This window comes from Bradyrhizobium betae (assembly GCF_004123905.1).
Taxonomy (GTDB): Bacteria; Pseudomonadota; Alphaproteobacteria; order Rhizobiales; family Xanthobacteraceae; genus Bradyrhizobium; species Bradyrhizobium betae_A.
The window spans coordinates 17512-38779 of the sequence record NZ_MZXW01000043.1 but is presented as its reverse complement, the minus strand read 5'-3'; the positions used below and the strand labels follow the sequence as shown (position 1 = coordinate 38779).

The 21268-nt window shown below is 65.3% G+C and carries 17 protein-coding genes; 6 read left to right on the top strand and 11 right to left on the bottom strand.

Annotation, left to right across the window (positions count from 1 at the left end; all coding sequences use genetic code 11):
* The first annotated feature begins 113 nt into the window (after nucleotides 1–113).
* Nucleotides 114–2327: a tetratricopeptide repeat protein gene (locus B5V03_RS31255; RefSeq protein ID WP_164988413.1), complete on the top strand. Its 2214-nt coding sequence runs from the start codon at nucleotides 114–116 to the stop codon at nucleotides 2325–2327.
* Nucleotide 2328: 1 nt separating this feature from the next.
* Here the strand turns inward: B5V03_RS31255 and putA are convergent, their stop codons facing one another.
* Nucleotides 2329–5328: a bifunctional proline dehydrogenase/L-glutamate gamma-semialdehyde dehydrogenase PutA gene (putA, locus tag B5V03_RS31250; RefSeq protein ID WP_129274245.1), complete on the bottom strand. Its 3000-nt coding sequence runs from the start codon at nucleotides 5326–5328 to the stop codon at nucleotides 2329–2331.
* 114 nt (nucleotides 5329–5442) lie between these two features.
* Between putA and B5V03_RS31245 the strand changes: the two genes are divergently transcribed.
* Nucleotides 5443–5904: an Lrp/AsnC ligand binding domain-containing protein gene (locus B5V03_RS31245; RefSeq protein ID WP_129274244.1), complete on the top strand. Its 462-nt coding sequence runs from the start codon at nucleotides 5443–5445 to the stop codon at nucleotides 5902–5904.
* Between the two features lie 170 nt (nucleotides 5905–6074).
* On the opposite strand, the gene B5V03_RS31240 is transcribed toward B5V03_RS31245, so the two are convergent.
* The 4 genes from B5V03_RS31240 to B5V03_RS31225 all read right to left on the bottom strand — a co-directional run bounded on the left by B5V03_RS31240 (nucleotide 6075) and on the right by B5V03_RS31225 (nucleotide 9973).
* A complete protein-coding gene (locus tag B5V03_RS31240) occupies nucleotides 6075–6275 on the bottom strand; it encodes a cold-shock protein (RefSeq protein WP_008134691.1) in 201 nt (66 codons plus the stop codon).
* Nucleotides 6276–6483: 208 nt separating this feature from the next.
* A complete protein-coding gene (locus B5V03_RS31235) occupies nucleotides 6484–6792 on the bottom strand; it encodes a c-type cytochrome (protein ID WP_164988412.1) in 309 nt (102 codons plus the stop codon).
* Between the two features lie 12 nt (nucleotides 6793–6804).
* Nucleotides 6805–8004, bottom strand: a complete 1200-nt coding sequence (locus tag B5V03_RS31230; RefSeq protein WP_129274242.1) for a molybdopterin-dependent oxidoreductase — start codon at nucleotides 8002–8004, stop codon at nucleotides 6805–6807.
* A gap of 235 nt (nucleotides 8005–8239) precedes the next feature.
* On the bottom strand, nucleotides 8240–9973 hold the full coding sequence (locus tag B5V03_RS31225) for an adenylate/guanylate cyclase domain-containing protein (protein WP_129274241.1): 1734 nt from the start codon (nucleotides 9971–9973) through the stop codon (nucleotides 8240–8242).
* Between the two features lie 275 nt (nucleotides 9974–10248).
* Between B5V03_RS31225 and B5V03_RS31220 the strand changes: the two genes are divergently transcribed.
* On the top strand, nucleotides 10249–11814 hold the full coding sequence (locus B5V03_RS31220; protein WP_129274269.1) for a glycosyltransferase family 39 protein: 1566 nt from the start codon (nucleotides 10249–10251) through the stop codon (nucleotides 11812–11814).
* 60 nt (nucleotides 11815–11874) lie between these two features.
* On the opposite strand, the gene B5V03_RS31215 is transcribed toward B5V03_RS31220, so the two are convergent.
* Complete coding sequence (locus tag B5V03_RS31215) at nucleotides 11875–12903, bottom strand: YcjF family protein (protein WP_129274240.1); 1029 nt, start codon at nucleotides 12901–12903, stop codon at nucleotides 11875–11877.
* Nucleotides 12900–14369 (bottom strand): YcjX family protein, encoded by a 1470-nt coding sequence (locus B5V03_RS31210; protein WP_129274239.1) that lies wholly within the window; start codon nucleotides 14367–14369, stop codon nucleotides 12900–12902. Before B5V03_RS31210 ends, B5V03_RS31215 begins: the two co-directional genes overlap by 4 nt.
* A gap of 180 nt (nucleotides 14370–14549) precedes the next feature.
* Here B5V03_RS31210 and trhA point away from each other — a divergent pair, with 180 nt between their 5' ends.
* Nucleotides 14550–15245, top strand: a complete 696-nt coding sequence (gene trhA, locus B5V03_RS31205; RefSeq protein WP_129274238.1) for a PAQR family membrane homeostasis protein TrhA — start codon at nucleotides 14550–14552, stop codon at nucleotides 15243–15245.
* A gap of 49 nt (nucleotides 15246–15294) precedes the next feature.
* Nucleotides 15295–16089 (top strand): SDR family oxidoreductase, encoded by a 795-nt coding sequence (locus B5V03_RS31200; RefSeq protein WP_129274237.1) that lies wholly within the window; start codon nucleotides 15295–15297, stop codon nucleotides 16087–16089.
* A gap of 140 nt (nucleotides 16090–16229) precedes the next feature.
* On the opposite strand, the gene B5V03_RS31195 is transcribed toward B5V03_RS31200, so the two are convergent.
* Nucleotides 16230–16685, bottom strand: a complete 456-nt coding sequence (locus B5V03_RS31195) for a MarR family winged helix-turn-helix transcriptional regulator (RefSeq protein WP_129274236.1) — start codon at nucleotides 16683–16685, stop codon at nucleotides 16230–16232.
* 77 nt (nucleotides 16686–16762) lie between these two features.
* Between B5V03_RS31195 and B5V03_RS31190 the strand changes: the two genes are divergently transcribed.
* Nucleotides 16763–17539, top strand: coding sequence for an SDR family NAD(P)-dependent oxidoreductase (locus B5V03_RS31190; protein WP_129274235.1), 777 nt, complete (start codon nucleotides 16763–16765; stop codon nucleotides 17537–17539).
* A 2-nt stretch (nucleotides 17540–17541) separates the two neighbouring features.
* On the opposite strand, the gene mdlC is transcribed toward B5V03_RS31190, so the two are convergent.
* The 3 genes from mdlC to B5V03_RS31175 form a co-directional block, all read right to left on the bottom strand.
* Nucleotides 17542–19164, bottom strand: a complete 1623-nt coding sequence (mdlC, locus tag B5V03_RS31185) for a benzoylformate decarboxylase (RefSeq protein WP_129274234.1) — start codon at nucleotides 19162–19164, stop codon at nucleotides 17542–17544.
* A gap of 140 nt (nucleotides 19165–19304) precedes the next feature.
* Nucleotides 19305–20156, bottom strand: coding sequence for an FAS1-like dehydratase domain-containing protein (locus B5V03_RS31180; RefSeq protein WP_129274233.1), 852 nt, complete (start codon nucleotides 20154–20156; stop codon nucleotides 19305–19307).
* Nucleotides 20157–20170: 14 nt separating this feature from the next.
* A complete protein-coding gene (locus B5V03_RS31175) occupies nucleotides 20171–21268 on the bottom strand; it encodes a CaiB/BaiF CoA transferase family protein (RefSeq protein WP_129274232.1) in 1098 nt (365 codons plus the stop codon).

Below are 21268 nucleotides of genomic sequence, written 5' to 3'. Positions count from 1 at the left end.
TCGCTCTTGTTGTTTCCGTTGACTGGAACTTCATAATCCCTGACGGCACAACCATTTGACCGATGTTTTGCCGGGATGCAACGGCTTCCACCCGGCGCTTTCCCGGGGGCGGCATGCCAGACGGTTATGGCAATCCGCTCGCCCCGGTTGTACAGCTTCTCCGCCTGCCAGATCGTCCCGGGCCGGCGCATTTTCGCCTCAAGGATCTGCCGGTCATGTCGATGCCGTTCGTCCGCCTGATGGCAGCAGCCGCGTTCATGATGTCATGCGGCGTGCCAGGTTCGGCCCGGGCGGGCGACCTCGAAGATTGCAATGGCCCGCTGCCTGCGAAGATAGAGCCCGCCTGCACCGCCATCATCAACGACCAGTCGCGTCCCGCCGATGAACGGCTGCGCGCTCATGTGAGCAGATCGCGCCTGTTCATGAGCCGGTCCAATCTCGACGCTGGTCTGGCCGATGCGGATGCGGCCGTGCAGCTCGACCCAACATCCGTGCCGGCCCTGGTGGCGCGCGGCTATGCGCGGCAGCGCAAGGGAAATTTCGACGGCGGGCTGGCTGACATGAACCAGGCGATCGAGCTCGATCCCAACAGTCCGAACGCCTATGCGGCGCGGGGCGGGCTGAAGCTCGACCGGAAGCAATGGACGGATGCGACCGCGGATTTCACCAAGGCGATCGGGCTGAAGCAGGATTATGCCATGGCCTATGTCGGGCGCGCGCGAGCCTCCATCGAGACCTCGCAGCTCGATCCGGCCATGAGCGACGTCAACACCGCGATCTCGCTGAATGCGAGCCTGCCCGGCGCCTTTTTCTGGCGCGGCCAGGTCTATCGCCGCAAGGGCGACCTCGACCACGCCATCGAGGACTTTTCGCGCGCGATCGCGCAGTCGCCGCAACCCGATCGCGGCGCCTATTTCGCGCGCGGGCAGAGCTTCAGCTCCAAGGGCGACTATGCGCGTGCGATCGCGGATTTCGACAAGGTGCTGTCGATCGCTCCGAACGACCAGATGGCCCAGCAGCAGCGGCACGCTGCGGTTGCGATGCAGGCCGAGCTTGCGAAAGTGCAGGGCACACCGACGCCTGCGCCTGTCGCGCCCAAGCAGGCCGTCGCAGCGCCGCCGCCGGTAGCTCCGGCACCTGCGATCCCGCCGGCCGCGGTGCCGATGGCGACGATACCGCAAGGGACATTCCCGGCGCCGCCTCCGGGCCTGAGCGAGGCGCAGCAATTGGTGGCACAGAAGAAGTACGCCGAAGCGATCCCGAAGCTGAACACCATCCTGTCGGGCAATCCGCGTAACGAGACCGCACTCAAGCTGCGCGTCGCCGCACTGCTGTCGACGGCCCGGTTCGCGGAGGCGCGCAACGACCTCGATGCGCTGCTCAGGATGAAGCCGAACGACTCGCAATTGCTGGCCTCGCGCTCCGTCGCCTCCACCGGCATGAGGCAGTTTGACCAGGGCTTGATCGACGCCAATCAGGCCATCCGCGCCAATCCGAACAATGCGGGGGCCTATGTCTGCCGCGGCATGGCGAACCGCCTGACCGGCAAATTCCAGGACGCGATCGCCGATCTCGACCGCGCGATCTCGCTCAACGACAAGGATTTCATGGCGTATTCCGAGCGCGGTCAGGCCTATATGGGCCTGAACCAGAACGACAAGGCCGTCGTCGATTTCGACCGGTCGCTGGTGCTCAATCCCGTCAACGACGCGGCGCGCGCCTCGCGCGGGCTCGTATTGCTGCTGAAGGGGAATAGCGCGGAAGGCCTGGTCGACGTCAAGAACGCGCTCGATCGCAATCCCAACAACCAGGTCGCCGAGCTCGGTCAGGGCTTGGCGATGCTGCTGTCAGGACAATATGATCGCGCGATCGTGGCGCTCGATCAGCTCGTCGGCAAGACGCCCGCCTCCGACGGGTTCGTGCGCACGCTGCGTGCGCGCGCCTATCTCGGCAAGAAGGACGCGGCCGGCGCCATGACCGACCTCAATCTGGTGCTGGAGGCGCGGCCGAACGATCCGGATGCGCTCAGCCTGCGCGGGATCGCCTACACCTCGATGAAGCAATACGACAAGGCGCTGGACGATCTCGGCAAGGCGATCGCGCAGAAGCCGATGATCGAGCGCTATTTCGCGCGCGCGGGCGTCTACGAGGCCAAGGGCGATGTGGACAAGGCCGCGGACGATTATCGCAGCGCGATCCAGATGACGCCGGCGAACGTGTTCGATATCGCGGCCCAGACCCAATCCAAGCTGAAGATCCAGCAGCTCTCGAAGCGCACGCCCTGCGGCAGCTCCGGGCGCGGCGACAAGGACGACACCTGTCTGTGAGCTATTCCTCGCCCGCGAGCAGCGCGGCGTTACCGCCGGCTGCGGCCGTGTTGATCGTCACGGTCTGCTCGGTCGCAAACCGCGCGAGGTAATGCGGGCCGCCGGCCTTAGGGCCGGTTCCGGACAGGCCGTGACCGCCGAACGGCTGCACGCCGACCACGGCGCCGATCATGTTGCGGTTGACATAGATGTTGCCGACCTGGACGCGGTCGATGATGGCCTCGACGGTGTCGTCGATGCGGGAGTGGATTCCGAGCGTGAGCCCGTAGCCGGTGCGCTCGATCGCTTGCAGCACGCGTTCGAGAGTCTCGGCACGATAGCGCACCACATGCAGGATCGGGCCAAACACCTCTTCGGTGAGCTCTGCGGTATCCCTGAGCTCGAAGATATGCGGCGCGACGAAGCAGCCCTCCGGCGCGGTGCCCGCAAAGTGCAGCCGCGCCTCGCTCTTCATCCGCGCGATATGCGCATCGAGCCGTTGCTTGGCCTCAACGTCGATCACAGGCCCGACATGGGTTGCGACATCGGAGGGATCGCCAATCTTCAACTCGCGGGCCGCGCCCGCGATCATCTCGATCATGCGGTCCGCAACGTCCTCCTGCACGAACAGCAGCCGCAGCGCCGAGCAACGCTGGCCGGCGGAGCGGAAAGCCGACATCACGACATCATCGGCGACCTGCTCGGGCAGCGCGGTCGCATCCGCGATCATGGCGTTGATGCCGCCGGTCTCCGCGATCAGCGGCACGATCGGCCCGTCCTTGGCGGCAAGCGTCCGGTTGATCAGGCGCGCAACCTCGGTCGAGCCGGTAAAGACGACGCCGGCAATGTGCTCGTGCGCGGTCAGGACAGCGCCGATGCGGCCGTCGCCGGTGACGAGATGCAGCGCGCTTGTGGGGATGCCGGCCTCGTGCAGCAGGGCCACCGCTTCGCGCGCGATGCGCGGCGTCTGCTCGGCGGGTTTTGCCACGACACTATTGCCGGCCATCAGCGCCGCCGTGACCTGGCCGAGGAAGATCGCCAGTGGAAAATTCCACGGCGAGATCGCCACGAATACGCCGCGGCCGCGCATGGCGAGCGCATTGCTCTCGCCGGTCGGACCCGGCATCGCCGTCTCGCTGCCGAACAGTCTTCGGCCTTGTGCGGCATAATAGCGGCAGAAATCGGCGGCCTCGCGCAGCTCCGAGAGCGCGTCGTCGAGCGTCTTGCCGCCCTCGGATTGCAGCAGCGCGATGAAATGCGCACCACGGCTCTCCAGCAGATGCGCGGCCTGCTCCAGCGCCGCGGCGCGGATAGCTGCCGGCGTCCGGCTCCAGGCGGCAAAGCCCGCGCGTGCAGCAGCCACTGCCGCATTGGCCTGATCCGGCGTTGCGTCGGCGATGAGTTTGAGGCTGGGCGTCGCGGCCTTGACGTCCGTCAGCAACTGTTCGAGCGCGGCGCGTGCGCCGAATTCAACGCCGCGTGAATTGCGACGCTCCGGCGCGAACAGATCGCCCGGCAGCGGGATCTTGGGATGCGCCGCCGCTTGCGGCCGGACGATGGCATCCGCCGGACGCTGCAACAGCGCCGTAACAGGTACCCGATAATCGGCGGCCTGCGCCACGAACGATGAATTGGCGCCGTTCTCCAGCAGACGCCGCACCAGATAAGCGAGCAAATCGCGATGGCTGCCGACCGGCGCATAGGTGCGGTAGGCGATCTCAGGATGATCCTTGGCGAGCTGCTCGTAGAGCGCCTCGCCCATGCCGTGCAGGCGCTGGAATTCGAAACCGCCGCTATTCCCGGCCAGCTCCAGCACGGTCGCGACCGTCAGTGCGTTGTGAGTGGCGAATTGCGGGAAGATGCGCGGCCGCAGACTCAAGAGCTTCGAGGCGCAGGCGACGTAGTTCAGATCCGTCATCGCTTTGCGCGTGAACACGGGATAGCCGTCGAGCCCGCGCTCCTGCGCGCGCTTGATCTCGGTGTCCCAATAGGCGCCCTTGACCAGCCGCACCATCAGCTTGCGGTCATGCGCGCGCGCGAGCGCATCGACATGGTCGATCACCGCGCTCGCGCGCTTCTGATAGGCCTGGATCGCCAGGCCAAATCCGTCCCAGCCGGCAAGCGATGGATCGGCGAGCGTTGCCGCGATCACGTCGAGCGACAGCTCCAGCCGGTCGGCCTCCTCGGCATCGACGGTGAAGTTGAGGTCATGGGCCTTGGCGCGCTGTGCGAGGTCCAGCAATTGCGGCACCAGCTCGGCCACCACGCGCGCGTGGCTGATCGCCTCGAAGCGCGGATGCAGTGCCGAGAGCTTTACGGAGATGCCGGGCCGGTCGGGCAGGGGATGGTTGCCTGCCGCCTTGCCGATGGTTTCGATCGCGCTGGCATAGGCATCGAAATAGCGTTTTGCATCCGCGGCCGTGCGCGCGCCTTCGCCGAGCATGTCGAAGGAGTAGCGCGGCCTTTCACCGGAGCGCGGCTTGCCCCGCTCCAGTGCCTGCTCGATGGTCTCGCCCAGTACGAAATGATTGCCCATCAGCCGCATCGCCTGCCGCGTGGCGGTGCGCACTGCGGGTGCCCCAAGCCGCTTCACGAGGCGGCCGATGGTGCCATCAGGCGTCTCGCCCGGCTGAATCACCCGCGCCGACAGTCCGAGCGCCCAGGCCGAGGCGTTGACCAGGAAGGCGGTGGACTTGGTCTCGTGGCGGATGAAGTCGCCCTCGCCGAGCTTGTCCTCGATGAACTGGTCGGCGGTGCGGGCATCAGGCACGCGCAGCAGCGCCTCGGCCAGCACCATCAGTGCCAGTCCTTCCTTGGTCGAGAGTGCGAACTCCCGCAGCATGTCCTCGACCCCGCCGAAGCGGTCGTCGCGCTTGCGGATCGCCTCGATCAGCCGCGTCGCGGTCTTGTCGATCCGCGCCTCCTGCGGCGGGGCGAGATGCGAGGCCGGCAACAGGCGCGCGGCAATCTCGGCATCATCGGGCGCGTAAGGTGCCGTGAAGGGCGGCGGGATGTTCGACATGGCGTGTCCTGTGGCTGAAATCCACGATAAAGCCCGCGTGACCGTAGTTCGATAGACAAATTAGCCAACTTGCCTTAGGAAATGAAGGTAAGTATCGCTCTAACCAGATAAACTATGGAACTCGATCGAATCGACCGGAAAATCCTCGCAATTTTGCAGGAAGATGGGCGAATCGCCAATGTCGAGCTCGCCGAGCGCATCGGCCTGTCCCCGACCTCGATCGGCGAGCGGCTGAAGCGGTTGCAGCGGGAGGGCTTTGTCGAAGGCTACGGCGCGCGGCTCAATCCGCACCGGCTTGGCCTCGGTCTGCTGGTGTTCGTCGAGGTGCTGCTCGACAAGACCACGCCGGACAATTTCGAGCGCTTCGCGCGCGCGGTGAAACTCGCGCCTGAAGTACTGGAGTGTCACATGGTTGCAGGCGGCTTCGATTATCTTGTGAAGGCGCGGCTTGCGGACATGACGGCGTATCGACGCTTCCTCGGCGAGACCCTGCTGTCGATGCCGGGCGTGCGCGAGACGCGGACCTATGCGGTGATGGAAGAGATCAAGCGCGACGCACCGTTGCCGGTGGGCTAGGGAAATGCTGTCGCGATTGTCATTGCTGCGGCGTTGAACAAGCGGTCTTCGCGGGAAAACAGCTCTCCGTGTGCAGTCGCAACGCCCGTCGTCGAATGCACTGGCCGTCTTCTAAAATTTTCTTGGCCCGGCTCCCGGATCGATCCGGGAGGCAGCAAAAGCTGGCGGGCTTATACTTTGAGGTTCTCTGCGGAGGTCTTGCCCCGGTTTGCGATCTCTTCGTATTCCACCGTCTGTCCTTCGTTCAGCGACGACAGACCGGCTTTCTGCACTGCCGAGATATGCACGAACACATCCTTGCCGCCCGACGCAGGCTGGATAAATCCATATCCCTTCGTCGGGTTGAACCACTTGACCGTACCTTTAGCCATCACGTCTTCTCCGCGGGTCTTCCTCCGAGATCTCGAACCGCCAGTCCCCGCCAACCGGCCGGTTCGGTCCTAATAAGATACGCGGAATGTGGCAGCCTTCATAGATCAAACCACATCGGCATTTCGCCGAATTCCGCTCAACTTCGCGGCGTTTTTGCCGATTTTGCCCGTTTCGCGGTCAATTGATCCGCACGCCGCGCGCCATCCGTCAATACGTCGTGGCCAGATAATCGACGATCTTGCCGATATCGGCATCGTCGATCGGCGCGCCATAGACCTTGATCATCTTGGTCACCTCGGCCTGCCAGAAGGCCTTCTTGTCCTTCATCGGCGGCTGCGTGTTGATGTAGTCGGACGAATGGCAGGCGCTGCAATTGCCCTGCACCACCTCGAGATTGGGCCCGGGCTTGAAGGCGGCGACCTCGTCGGGGGTCTTGTAATTGACCGGTGCCGCAAGTGCCGAACTTAACCAGGCGGCGAAGGCGAGCGTGCTGGCGAGGAGAACGGTGCGCTGCATGATCATTCTCCCTCAGGCCACGCTGACGCGGACGGTTTCGACGACGTTGCGCAAATAACCCGCCGGATTCCAGCGCGGCGTATCCGGCTGCGTCTCGCCGCCATTGCCGGTGGCGCGGACCTTGAGCTCGACGGTGCCTGCCGCGAGCTTCACCGGCAGCTTCCATTCGCGGAACGCGTATTTGCCGAGATCCTTGCCGAGATTGGCGCTGGTCCAGGTTTTGCCGCCATCGGTCGAGACCTGGACTTCCTTGATGCCCTTGCCGCCGTCGAAGGCGATGCCGCGCAGCGTCGTGCGCCCCGCCTTCAGCTTGGCGCCATCAGGAACGCTGGTGATGAAGGAGCGGATGGTGAAGCGGTTGATCGGGATCGTCGCCTTCGGCGCGGTGCCGGGTTCGATCGCGTTGTTCGGCGTGTCGGGAATGCGATAGGCCGACTTCATCCAGAAGCCGTCAAAGACATTGTCGATGACGGTGATCTCGTTGAGGTGCTTGAGCCAGTAGGTGCCGTAATAGCCGGGTACGACCAGGCGCAGCGGAAAGCCGTTGAGGAACGGCAGATCCTCGCCGTTCATGCCATAGGCCAGCATCACCTCGCCGTCGGTGGCATGATCGAGATCGAGCGCCTTGACGAAGTCGGGCGTCTTGTCGCTGACCGGGCCGTCCATGCCGCCAAACGTGACCTGCCTGGCGCCGGCCTGCACGCCTGCCATCTCCAGCACGGCCTTGAGCGGCACACCGCGCCAGCGCGCACAGCCCATCGCGCCATTGGCGAGCTGGCCGCCGGCAACGCGCGGCTCGACGAGGCCGCGGCTGTTGCCGGAGCATTGATTGACGGCGACGATCTCCGTCGCCTTCATCTTCCTGATGTCCTTGAGCGACAGCTTCAGCGGCTTGTCGACCTTGCCCTTGACCTCAAGCGTGAACTTGTCGGGGTCGAGATCGTAGGGGAGGTCAGCGAGGTGATAGCGCACGAAGAACGCGTTGTTCGGCGTGATCGGGCCGCCGTTGAAGATCGCAAACGGCGTCTCGAGCTGCGGCGGCCGGCTGGTCAGCCCGATCATCGGCCGCTTCTGCGGATATTTCACCAGCGGTCGTTCGCCATTGGCGAAGGGCAGCGTCACGGTGTCGAGTGCCAGCGCCTTGGTGGAATTCAGTGAGGCCGCAATGGCGGCAAGGCCCGCTCCTTTGAGCAGGTCGCGTCGATCGAACATTGGTTCTCCTCCCGGAGCTTTTCGTTGGACCAGCGGTCATCACCGCGGTCCCGCGCTCATCTGTCGCAACGAACGCTGCGAAGTCAATTCGTGCTTTCGCAGCAAGCCCATGCCATTGCATTGCAGCAAGCCGGTGTTACGCGATGATGACTCCCGTGGGGCGGATCAAGGGAGCCGCAGACTCGCTGCACCTCGCCCGCAAGCGGGAGAGGGAGCGCATCTTTCGCGTGTTGACTCACGCCGCGACACGCTCGCTTCGACCGACCAGCGCCGCCAGCCCCCTTGCATCCGCGACCACGCGCACGGCCATCGGCTCGTCGCGGCCGCGGATCGCGACCTCCTGCTGCGGCAGCGCATCGTCGGCAAGGCCGGCGGTGCGGCGGACTTCCTCGGAGACGATGGCCTCGCAGGCCAGCATCTTGGTCATGTCCTGGAGCCGGGCGGCGACGTTGACGGCGTCGCCCAGCGCCGTAAACACGATGTGATCGCGATAGCCGATATCGCCGATGATCACCTCGCCGCCGTGAATGCCGATGCCGAAGCGGATCGGCTGGCGCAGATCGTGGCTCAGGAGCTCGTTGAGCTCGTCGATATTCGCGGCGATGCTGGCGGCAGCCTTCAATGCCTGCCGGCAGGCGGTTTGCGGATCGGCCGTGAGACCGAACAGCGCCAGCATGCCGTCGCCGACGAACTGGTTCGGCTGGCCGCCATTCTCGATGACGGCCTGCGAGACCGCACCGAGGAAACGGTTGACGATGAAGACGGTGTCGAACGGCAGCCGTTTCTCGGCAAGCTGCGTCGAGCCGCGCATGTCCACGAACAGGCTGACGAGATAGCGCTCCTGGCCAATCCTGGCTGATGTCGAGGCCTGCCCGTCCGCCGACAGCGTCTGCGGCGTGAACAGCTGGAAGAACGACAGATCGGAGTCCGGTCGCAGCTGGCAGGCAAGCCGGATCGAGGGGTCAGTGGTGCCGACGCGCGTCAGCACGAAAGCCTCGCGCTGCGACGGCTCGGGCAGGGCGCCATGGTCGCCGATGACGCGGATCCGGCAGGTCGAGCAACGCGCGCGGCCGCCGCAGACGCTGGCATGCGGTACGTTGTGGCGCAGGCTCGCTTCCAGCACGGACAGGCCCTTGGGGACCCGCACCGTCTTGCCGTTGCCGTAGGACAGCGCGATCATGCCGCCGCGCCGTTCGCGCCAGGCACGCACGCCGCGCGCCGCCAGCACCAGCGCGAGCACGCCGACATAGCTGATGGTGAGGCCGCCGGTGATGCGGTCGAGCGTCTCGGCTTCAGCCGTCGTGCCGAGCTGGCGGCGGGTGAGATTATGCGTGCGCCACTCTCCGTCGTCGGCCTCGATCTGGATGCTGCGGCCACCCTGGTAGACGCCGAGCAGCGCCAGGGTCGGGATCAGGACGGCGGCCGCGAGCAGATAGGGCGCCGCGCGCTTGAAGAACGGTTTCAGGCGAAGCCAGAAATAGATGCCGATGCAGCCGTGGATCCACGCGATGATCAGCAGGATCGTCATGGTCCAGATGCGGTTCGACGCGACGAAGAACAGATAGAGTTCCTGCGGATAGAGCTTTTGGTGTCCGTACAGCGTCTGGCCGAGCCGCACGCCGATCACATGCGCCATGACGAGAGCGGGGATGCTCAAGCCCAGCACGAGCTGGAGCGGCTCGACCGTCCGCCACCGGAACTGCCGGCGCTGATACAGCGCGTAGACGCCCAGCCCCATGTGGGTCAGCGCGGCCGCGTAAAACACGATCGCGACAGGGAGGAACTGCCAGAACAGCGTGTGGTAGTAGACCCCGATCTCCATGGCATCGACCGAGATGTTGCCGAGCGCATGGTTGAGGAAATGGCTGACCACGTAAGCGAACAGGATGATTCCGCAGCCCAGCCGCACCTGCCGCACGCTGGTGGCGCGGGAAAGTTCGGAGAATCGTGAGGATGCGGTGGCGGCCATGATTCGCTTGTATCAGTTCAAGAAGGAGAACAGCCAGCGTAGCGTTTAATTCCGCCGGCGGACAGGTTGTGAGATCACATGCGCGGCAGGTTGCGAAATCGTAGGGTGGGCAAAGGCGCGCCCTTCCGCGCCGTGCCCACCACTTCTGAATGGTGGGCACGCTCCGCTTTGCCCACCCTACGGCTTCTGCCCCCGGGGTTACGATTCCCCCGACATTGACTCCCCCTCCCAGGTTGGCGAAAAGCGCGGCCGTGACGACAGCCCCCGACATCACCATGCCCCCCGCCGGCGCCGCGCGCCGGTCCCTCGTCATCGCCGTGCTGGTCATTGCCGCGATGACGCTGCTGCGCATCGTCTATGCCTCGGCGATCGAGCTGCGCACCGACGAGGCCTATTACTGGACCTGGTCGAAGGAGGGAGCGCTCAGCTTCCTCGATCATCCGCCCATGATCGCCTGGCTCATCCGCTTCGGCACCGCGATCTTCGGCGACACCGTGCTCGGCGTCCGCTTCGGCGGCATCGTTGCGATGCTGGTGACGCAGCTGCTGCTCGCCGACATCGTCCGCCGCCTCACTCATGACGTGCGTGCCGTGATGTTCGCGGTGCTGATGCCGGAGGCTGCGCTCTATTACGGCCTGCTGATGGCCAAGGTCGCGCCCGACGTCGCCATGATCCCGTTCGCGGTGGCAATGATGTGGTCGCTGGTGCGGCTCGCGCAGAGCGGCGACGGACGCTGGTGGCTCGCGGCGGGTCTGTTCGCCGGACTGTCGATGCTGTCGAAATTCACCGCGATCATGTTCGCGCCCGCGGTGGCCGCCTTCCTGCTGGTGCCGGACTGGCGCGGGCGCTGGTTGCGCAGCCCTTACCCTTACCTCGCTGTGCTGGTCGCGATCGCTGTGTTCTCGCCGGTGCTGATCTGGAACGCGCAGCACGACTGGGCCTCGTTCCGTTTCCAGGGCGTGCGCGCCACCGCCAATTACGGCATCTCATGGCGGACCGTCGGCGACTACATCGGGCTTCAGTTCGGTCTCGTTGGCTTCGTGATGCTGCCGGTGGTGCTGTTGGGTTTGATGATGACGGCATGGCGCGGCTATCGCACGCGCGAGCCGGTCGCGATCCTGTTGTCCACCGCGGTGCTGGTGCCGTTTCTCTATTTCCTCTTCAAGTCGCTGACGCTCAGGGTCGGCGACACTTGGCCGATGTTCATGTGGCCAGTCGGCTTCGCCGCCGCCGCCGTCAACCTCGTGATGCTGTCGCGTGAAAACTGGCCGGCGCCGTTGATCCGGTCGAGCCTGTTCTGGCTCAACACGGCGGTCGTCTCGGGCATCGCTTTCGTCGTCATCGTGTTTCTCTACTACGTCGCCGCGCCCTGGAATCTCCTCGGCAAGATCGACCCTGTAGGCGCCGAGGCCGGTTACGAGCAGGTCGCGCTACGCGCGCTGGCGGCGCTGGATGAGACCGGCGCGACCTGGATCGCCACCACGGACTATCGCACCTACGCCATGATGCGCTGGCTGTTCAGGGGGCGCGTGCCCGTCATCGAGATCAACGAACGCGGCCGCTTCCAGGAGTTTGCCGATCCCGGCATCGACAAGATCAAGGGGCATGCGGGCATCTATGTCGGCCGCGAGCCGGACAATCGTTCATCCCTATGGGAGAACATCCCCGCCAAGCGCGAGCAGCTCGGCCAGGTCGAACGCCGCTGGCGCGGCGTTCTGACGGATACCTATGTGATTGAAAAGCTTACCGGCTGGACGCCAGAACTCTCGCCGCCAAAGGACTCGCCGCTGTTCCAGTGGCGCGTGCTGGCGGGGGAATTCGAAATGCATTCGCTCGCCTAGCGCGGCGAGCCACCCTCTCCCACAAGGGACGAGGGTGCAGCGTGCGCGTGGCGCGAAGAACTACTCCTCGTCGTCCTTCTTCCGCAACAAATCCGTCGCGAGGTCCGACAATTTTGGCGGCGGCAGCGCCGCGAACGGCAGCGGCCGTGTCACGTCGATCGCAGCCAAGCCAAGCCGCGCCGTCAGCAATCCGTTCAGCATGCCTTCGCCCAGCCGTTGCGACAGCTTTGCCGCGATCCCGTGGCCGAGCATCTGCTGTACCAGGCTGTCGCTTGCGGCCATGCCGCCGGTGATGGCGAGATGGGCGATGACGTGGCGGAGCAGGCGGATCATGCCGAGCGCGCCGGGGCGGCCGCCGTAGAGATAGGCAAGCTGGCGGATCAGGCGGAGCGACGCCACGAACACGAACAGCACGTCGATCAGCGCGCGCGGCGACACCGCGGTCACGATAGAGACTTTTTGCGCGGCCGACGACACCAGCCGCCGCGCCTCCGCATCCAGCGGCGACATCAATTCGCGCTCGGCCAGGCGAATCATGTCGGCGCCGTCGATAATCTCGCCGGTGTGGCTCTCCAGCGTGCCGCGGGCGCGCGCGAGCTGCGGATTTTGGTGTGCGATCTTCAGGAGGTCCTGCACGATGATCCGGCTCTCCTTGCGATCGTCGCTTGCAAGGACGGCGGCTGCGCGCTGATGCAGTTTTTCGATGGTCGCAAGGCGCGCCAGCCCAAACGCCTCGCGCCCGATCACCACTGCGAGTGCGAGCGTGGTGACGAAGGCGAAGGCAACGCCGACGAAGCCGAGGCTTTCGCTGCGCGCGAACAGATCCTCGATCAGATGCACGACGCCGAGTCCGGTGCCGAGCAGCGTCAGCCCGGCGAGGCCGCCCCAGAACAGCGTCCCCCAGGGAAAGCCACGTCGTGCCGGCAGCGCGGGATCGATCGGCACCGGCAGAGCCTGAGGATCGTGCTCCGGCGTGATCTGGATGGTGGTGCGGCCGAGCCGGGCCGTCTCGTCGGCCTCGGTGACGACGACGCCGGGATCATCGAGTCGGAACGTCGCCGGCCGCCGTGGCTTCGATCGGTCGTTCATGACAGTCTGTCTCCGATCAGGAACTGCAAGGCACGGTCGAGGCGGATGTGTGGCAGCGTCGGCTCGTCATTTCCCTCGCGTTCGAGTTTTGGCGGACGGAAGCGCAGGAAGCGGAAATCGCTCTTCTCCGCGGCCTCTGTAGACAATCCGCGGAACGCATTCGTGCCGTTGAACAGCGGCTCGGGATCGAGTGGCAAATCGCCCGGAAAGGTCGCCACTTCGGTGTTGCCGTCGAAGAATTCGCCGCCGGCGCTTTCGCCGGCCGCCGGCGTTCCCAGGATGGAGGGCAATTTGTCGCGGCCATGCGCGACCTGCGCCTCGCGCGTGGCGCGGACGGCGGCGAGCGCAACGACGTCGATCTGCGCGCCGGTATCTTCCGCGCGGGCCACGGCACGCGAGACCGTACGGCGCAGCACGGCCTCGAGCCGGTCGTGGCTGGAACGGTGCAGATGATCCGCCTTGGTCGCCGCGAACAGAATGCGGTCGATGCGCGGTCGGAACAGGCTGGAGAGGATCGTGCTACGGCCGATCCTGAAGCAATCGAGAATGCCGGCAAGCGCGGCTTCGAGATCGTGCAGCGCCTCGGGTCCGGCGTTGAACGCGGCGAGCGCATCGGCCAGCACGATCTGGCGATCGAGCCGCGCAAAGTGATCGCGAAAGAACGGCCGCACCACCACGTCCTTGTAGGCCTCATAGCGGCGCACCATCATCGCCCACAGCGATCCCTCCGGCGCCTGCCCACCGACCGGTACGTCGAGCGGCGCAAAGGTTAGCGCCGGCGTGTCGGCGAGATTGCCGGGCATCAGAAAGCGGCCGGGCGGCAGCAGGCTCATTGCAAAGCGCTCGTCGCGGCAGGCTTGCAGATAACCCCTGAACAGCTTTGCGGCTGTGAGCGTGGCCTGCTCGTCCTCACGCGCCTCGGGCTTCAGCGTTGCAAGATGCGCGTGCCAGTCCGCGGCAAGATGCGCGCGCGGCGCCTCGCGCGACAGCGCCAAGCTTTCAGCCGACCATTGCTCAAAACTCTTTTGCAGCAGCGGCAGGTCGAGCAGCCACTCGCCGGGATAATCGACGATGTCGAGCGTCAGGGTGCGGTCGGCGCCGTTCGGGCGCTGGTAGTCGATGACGAGGCGCAGCTCGCTGATGTCGACCGTCGAGTTCGGCCAGCGCCGCTCCTCGATCAGCGCGCGCAGATGGTTCTCATAGGCAAAGCGCGGCACGGCATCGTCGGGCTGCGGCGCAAGATTTGCCCGCGCGATCCGGCCCGAGGCATAGGCCTCGAACACCGGAAAACGGCCGCCGCGTGTCAGGCCATGGATCAGCGCGGTGATGAATACGGTCTTACCGGCGCGCGACAGGCCGGTGACGCCAAGCCGCACCGTCGGGTTGAAGAAGTGCTCGCCATAGTCGATCAGCGCCCGGGCCGACAGGCGCGCCTCTTCGACCATATCCTGGAAACTGAATGCCATATGAACGTTAGGGGATCTCGGGCGGGCGGAATGTGCGACTGTTCACAAAAGTGGCAATTGCGCGAAGAAAATCAAGCTTCATACTTCCACCGCCTTTGTCGGTAAATCAGCCGATTGAACGACGCGCCGGTCCCGAATGACCCATAGAAGAGGCCATTGTCTCAGCCTTTGCGGATTGCCATGACCGTCTTCCAACTGAAACAGCTTGCGTCCACCTCCGTTCACGCCGCCGCCGATGCCGTCGGCTGGAACTACGATCGCGCCGAGATCATTGCCGACGGAATCATCCACGCCATCGGCGTGCTCTCAGGTATCATTGCCGCGACCGTCCTGGTGGTGCTTGCGGTGGTCTATGCCAACACGATCGACATCGTCGGTGTCTCGATCTATGTCGCCGGCCTGCTCTCGATGCTGGTGCTGTCGGCGACCTATAATCTCTGGCCGGTCTCGCCGATCAAATGGGCGCTGCGGCGGTTCGACCATTCCGCGATCTACCTGCTGATCGCCGCGACCTACACGCCATTCATTCTGGAAGTGAAGGACAGCGTGTTCGCGCTGGCGCTGCTGGTCTGTGTCTGGTGCGTGGCGATCGTCGGCATCGTCTTGAAGCTTCGCTATCCCGGCCGGTTCGACCGCGTTGCGGTCGGCATCTATCTCGCCATGGGCTGGAGCGGCGTGATGCTCTACGACGCCGTGGTCAAGGCGCTGCCCGCCTTGGTGCTTGACTTCATCCTTGCCGGCGGGCTCCTCTACAGCCTTGGCGTGATCTTCCATGCCTGGCGGCGGCTGCGCTTCCAGAATGCGATCTGGCACGGCTTTGTCTTGGCCGGCGCGGCATGCCATTATACCGCGGTGCTCGACCTCGTGTTGAGCTGAGCACGACCCGCGAAGCGGAATAAGAAGCCAAGACAAGAGGAGACGTCGCATGCAGGTGACCGGCAAGGTCGTGGTCGTCACGGGCGGCGCTAACGGCATCGGCAAGGCGCTGTGCGAAGCGTTTCACAAGGCGGGTGCCGCCAAGGTCGTGGTCGCGGACATGGATGCCGCCAACGCGCGGGCCGTTGCCGCCACGGTGGATGGCGCGGCATTCAGATGCGACGTCGCGCAGGAAAAGGAAGTTTCCCACGTCATCGAGGAGACGGAGCGGCAGTTCGGTCCGATCGAACTGTTTTGCTCCAACGCCGGCATCGGCGGCGGCTTCGATCCGATGTCGGTGAATGCCGGCGGTAATTCGGACGAGCCCTGGCAGCGCAGCTGGGCGATCCACGTCATGGCCCATGTCTATGCGGCGCGGCATCTCATCCCCCGCATGAAGGCGCGCGGCGGCGGCTATTTCCTCAACACCATCTCGGCCGCAGGCCTGCTGTCGCAGGTCGGCAGCCCCGCTTATTCCACCACCAAGCACGCCGCGGTCGGCTTTGCGGAGAATCTCGCGATCTCACACAAGGCTGATAACATCAAGGTCTCGATCCTCTGCCCGCAGGGCGTCGACACCAACATGCTGCGCTCGATTCCGAAGGGCCCGCAATCCGGCGACGGCGACCTCACGCCCGAGCAGGTCGCGAAAGACGTGCTCGCCGGCCTCGAGCAAGAGACGTTCCTGATCCTGCCGCACCCCCAGGTGCTCGGCTACATGCGCAAGAAGACCGAGAACTACGACCGCTGGATCGGCGGCATGGCCAAGATCCAGGCGAAAATGCGGGAGGAGTTCGGGAAGTAGCCGACGGTGCTTCCACGGTTGACGCTGTCATGCTCCGCGAAAGCGGGGCATCCAGTACGCCGCGGCCCAACGGTTCAATCACAGTCGTCACGGAGTACTGGATCGCCCGGTCAAGCCGAGCGATGACACCGAGAGTGCGGCTACGCCGCCGCCTCTTCCTCCCCCCGGCTCTGCCGCAACGCCCGCGCATAGAGCATCATCCCCTCGCGCACTTTGCGCTGCTCGGCGTCCGTCAACGCCGCCAGCGCGCCGCTCACCTGCTGCCGACCAAATGCATGCAGCGCCTCCAGCGTGCGCCGCCCCTTTGCCGTCAGTGACAGCAGCTTGCTGCGGGCATCAAGCTCGTCCGGCGTCTCCCGCAGCTCACCGCAATCGATCAGCTTGCGCACCATCCGGCTGACGCTGGATTTTTCCAACCGCAGGAATTCGCCGAGCTCGCCCGAAGTCAGCGGACCGCGGATGCCGATCTCCAGAATGGTGTGCACGGCCGAGGGCGGATAATCCGAGGCCGCCACCGTCGCATCCATGAAGCCGAGTTCCCGCACCATCAGGCGCGAGGCGGCGCGGATGTCGTCGATCAGTGCAAGCTCAGCCATGCCTTGACTCCCGGCATATAGTTGTATCATACAACTATATGCGCGCAGCGCCGCGCGCAAGCGTCTCGGAGTGGGTCATGAGCGGAACTTTGCCTGCAGGTCAGCGGATGAGAGGCAAGGTCTGCCTCGTCACGGGCGGCGGCAGCGGCATCGGCCGCGCCACCGCGCTGCGGATGGCGTCAGAGGGTGCTGAGGCGGTCATCGTTGCGGGCCGGCGCGAAGCCGAGATCGAAGGGACGGCCTCGGCGTGCCGCGCGCTCGGTGCGGAGGCGATCGCGCTCAAGACCGACATTACGCGCGAGGATGACGTGGCGCGTCTCGTCGGCACCGCGGTCGAGCGCTGCGGACGGCTCGACGTCGCCTTCAACAATGCCGGGTTCCAGGAGCGCCGCGCGCCGCTGGAAGAGCAGGGCATGGATATCTACGACAGCGTGTTCGACACCAATGTCCGCGCGTTGTTCCTGTGCTTGCGCCACCAATTGCCGGCGATGCTGGCGAAAGGCAGTGGCAGCATCGTGGTCAACGCCTCCGTCAGCGGCGTGCGCAATCCCAATCCCGGCTTCTCGCTCTATTCGGCCTCGAAGGCGGCCGCGATCTCGCTGACGCGCTCGGCGGCGATGGAGAACGCCCCGCGCGGCATCCGCATCAATGCCATCGCGCCTGGCCGCGTCGTCACCGACATGATGCTGCGCGCCGGCGTCGGCGATATCGCAACCGTCAGCGCCGGCCTGCCGCTGCGGCGGATGGGGAGCCCGGAAGAGGTCGCGGAAGCCGTGGTGTGGCTGTCGTCCGACGCGTCATCCTACATCGTCGGGCATGTGCTCGCGGCGGATGGGGGATTTTTGGCGTCGTAGCCCTAATGCTTCTGCCCGTACAGCACCGGCACCGCCGAATCCACGACGACCTCGATGAGGCTCGTGCCCTCAAACGCCATCCCGCGCTTGAGCGCCTCCCCTAGCTCCGCCGCCTTCGTCACGCGCACCGCATCGCACCCCATGCCTTCGGCGAGCCGGACGAAATCGATCCCAGGCAGCTCCAGCCCGGGCACATTGCGCACCTGCATTACCTTGCTGAACGAGCGCATCGCGCCATAGCCAGAATTGTTGATGACGACGATGGTGAGCGGCAGCTTGCGTTGCGCCGCGGTCCACAGCGCCTGGATCGAATACATCGCCGAGCCGTCGCCGATCAGGCAGACGGTGCGGCTGTTCGGCTTGCCGAGCGCCATCCCGACCGCGGCGGGCAGGGAGTAGCCGAGGCCGCCGCTCGACATCGTGTAAAAACTGTCCTGGCCGCGCATCGGCAAAAACTTCTGCATCGCAGGCCGGTGCGAGGGTACTTCCTCGACCAGCGAGGCGCCATCCGGCATGGCCTGCGACAGCGCATGCAGCAGGAAGTCGACCGGCAGCGGATCGGCGGCTTGCGGCGCCGGCGGCAGCGTGCGGCCTTTCGGCGTCGCGCGCTTGCTCTCCGGCAGGAGGTCGAGCAGCAGGCTCAGTGCCGGCTTCATCGTCGCGATGATACTGGTGCCGACGGGCGTCACCGCTGCCGCATCCGGATCGTCCGTGATCTGGAAGATCGTCGCGCCGCCGTCGAAGATCGCGGCATGGCCTTCGACGTGGAAGGTGAACACCGGCGCGCCGATGACGACGACAACGTCATGCTCGCGCAGCGCGTCGGAGAGTTGCGCCGGCGAGGCGTGCAGGAAGCCTGCGAATTGCGGGTGCCGCTCGGGGAACGAGCAGCGCGCCGAGAACGGGCTCACCCAGACGCTCGCCTTAGCCTTCTCGGCGACGCGCACCATCAGGTCGACCGCGCCGGCACGATCGACACCGGGGCCGACGACGAGGGCAGGGTGTTTTGCCGAACCGAGCGCTGCGACGAGTGCCTTCATGGCGTCGGGCTCGGGACCGATTTCGCGGCTGACCTTGCGCGCCTCGATCGGCGCGGTCGCGTGCGCCCAGTCGTCGATCGGGATCGACACGAAGGTTGGCCCGCAGGGCGGCTGCATCGCGGTGTAATAGGCGCGCGCGATCGCGGCCGGCACGTCTTCGGGCCGCGCCGGCTCGACGCTGTATTTCACATAGGGCCGCGGAAATTCAGAGGCACGCTCGGCGTAGAGAAACGCCTGCAACGGCAGGATCGAGCGGGCCTGCTGGCCTGCGGTGATCACGAGCGGCGTCTGGTTGCGATGCGCGGTGTAGATATTGCCGAGCGCATTGCCGACGCCGGCCGCCGAATGCAAATTGACGAAGCCGGCATTGCGCGTGGCCTGCGCGTAACCATCGGCCATGCCGACGGCCGAGGCTTCCTGCAGCGCCAGCACGTAGTCGATGTCGTCGGGCCAGTCGCTCAGGAACGGCAGCTCGGTCGAGCCGGGATTGCCGAAGACTTTTTTGATGCCGAACCAGCGCAGCAGGTCGAGGGTCGCCTGCTTGACGGTGACGGACTTGCTGCCGGTCTTGCCGTTCTTGGACATGGTTTCCGTCCCCTGTGTTGATCGACGCTATCAGCCCCATCCCGTCATTGCGAGCGCAGCGAAGCAATCCAGAATGCCGCCGCGGTGCCAGTCTGGATTGCTTCGTCGCAAGAGCTCCTCGCAATGACGAGGAGAGAGGCTCACCACACCGCCGTGCCCTTCATCGTCGGCTGCCCTTCCGCGTTCGCGGTCCACAGCTCCATGCCGGCCTCGGTCTCATTGGCGTTGACGGAAAACTCCGTGCCCTCGAACAACGGCTGCAAGCCGCGATAGGTGAACTTCTTCGGCGCCCTGCCGCGATGCAGCTTCGCCGCCATCTCGATGATCAGCGCCGCCTGCAGCGGGCCATGGAAGATCAGGCCCGGATAGCCCTCGACCTTGGTCACGTAATCGCGGTCGTAGTGGATGCGGTGGCCGTTGAACGTCAGCGCGGAATAACGAAACAGCAGCACGGGGTCCGACACATGCGTCTCGCGGTGCTGCGCGGTCGGCGGCGGAGGCGAGGCCTTGCCGCCAGCGGGCGCGCTGCCAGTCATCTCGCGATAGACGATGTCCTGCCGCTCGCGGATGGCGGTGCCGCGCGGCGAGGAGATGCTGTGCTCGACAGAGACGAAGCAGAGCGTGCCGGTCGAACCTGATTTCACCTGCACATCGGCGATCCGCGAAGTCCGCGTCGATTCATCGCCAACCTGTAACGGCTGCAAAAACTCGATCTCGCCGCCGGCCCACATCCGGCGCGGCAGCGGCACCGGCGGCAGGAAGCCGCCGCGGGTCGGGTGGCCGTCGGGACCGAGCATCGACATCGGAAACACCGGCTGCGCCAGGCACCAATGCACCGTCAGCGGCGCGGCATCGCCCTTTTTGGGTTCGCCGACCTCCTGGAACAGCGTCGCGCGAAGACCCATCACGAGCTGCGCGGTGACGATGTCGGTGGCCTCGGTGCTGCGGCCGATCCACTGCCTGAGATGATCGATGTCGAGCTTCTCGGTCATGACGCCTCGCTCTGTTATTTCTTGGGTCGTTCGCCGATCGCCGGCACGGCACCATAGCTGCGGGTCTCGCCGACGATGATCGGCGCCGGTGCGGGATAACTGACCCGACCGTTCGGCGTATCCACTTCAATACGACGCAGATGCGGATGGTTGGTGAGGTCAGCCATGGTGTTGACCTCGGCAAAGGCGATGTCGGCGTCCGACAACCGTTTCAACAGCTCGTCGCGCGTCATCCTGCCGAAGGCATCCGCAACCGTCGTGTCGGTGAAATCGCGATTGCGCACGCGCTCGACCATGTTGGCGACGCGCGGATCGGCCGGCAGATCCGGCTGATCGAGCACCTTGACGCACAGCGTCTTCCACTCGCGCTCGCTCTGGATCGAGATCAGAATATCCTTGCCGTCCTTTGAGGTGAACACGCCATAGGGCGCGATCGAGGGATGCCGCAGGCCCATGCGCTTGGGCGGATTGCCGGCCTCGGAGTTGAGCAGCGGCACCGTGCACCAGTCCGCCATCACGTCGAACATGGAGATGCGGATGTCGGCACCCTTGCCGGTGCGGCCGCGCCCGATCAGCGCTTCGAGAATGGCGGCATGCGCGGTCGCGCCGGTTGCGACGTCGACGATCGACATGCCGACGCGCGAGGCGCCGTCAGGATTGCCGGTGATCGAAGCCAACCCGCTCTCGGCCTGGATCAGCAGATCATAGGCCTTGCGGTGGGCGTAGGGACCGTCGTCGCCATAGCCGGTGATCGTGCACGAGATCAGTTTTGGATAGTCCTTCAGCAGCCGCTCGCGCGAAAAGCCGAGCTTGTCCATCGAGCCCGGCTTGAGGTTCTGGATCAGCACGTCCGCGCTCGCGATCAGCTTCTCCAGCTCGGCGCAGCCTTCTTTCGTGGCGAGATCGACCACCGCCGATTGCTTGCCGCGATTGAGCCAGACGAAATAGCTGCTCTGCCCCTTGGCCGCCGCGTCATAGCCGCGGGCGAAATCGCCCTCGGGTCGCTCGATCTTGATCACCTCGGCGCCGGCATCCGCCAGCCGCGACGAGCAGAACGGCGCCGCCACCGCCTGCTCCACCGCAATCACCCTGATCCCGTCAAGAGCTCCCAT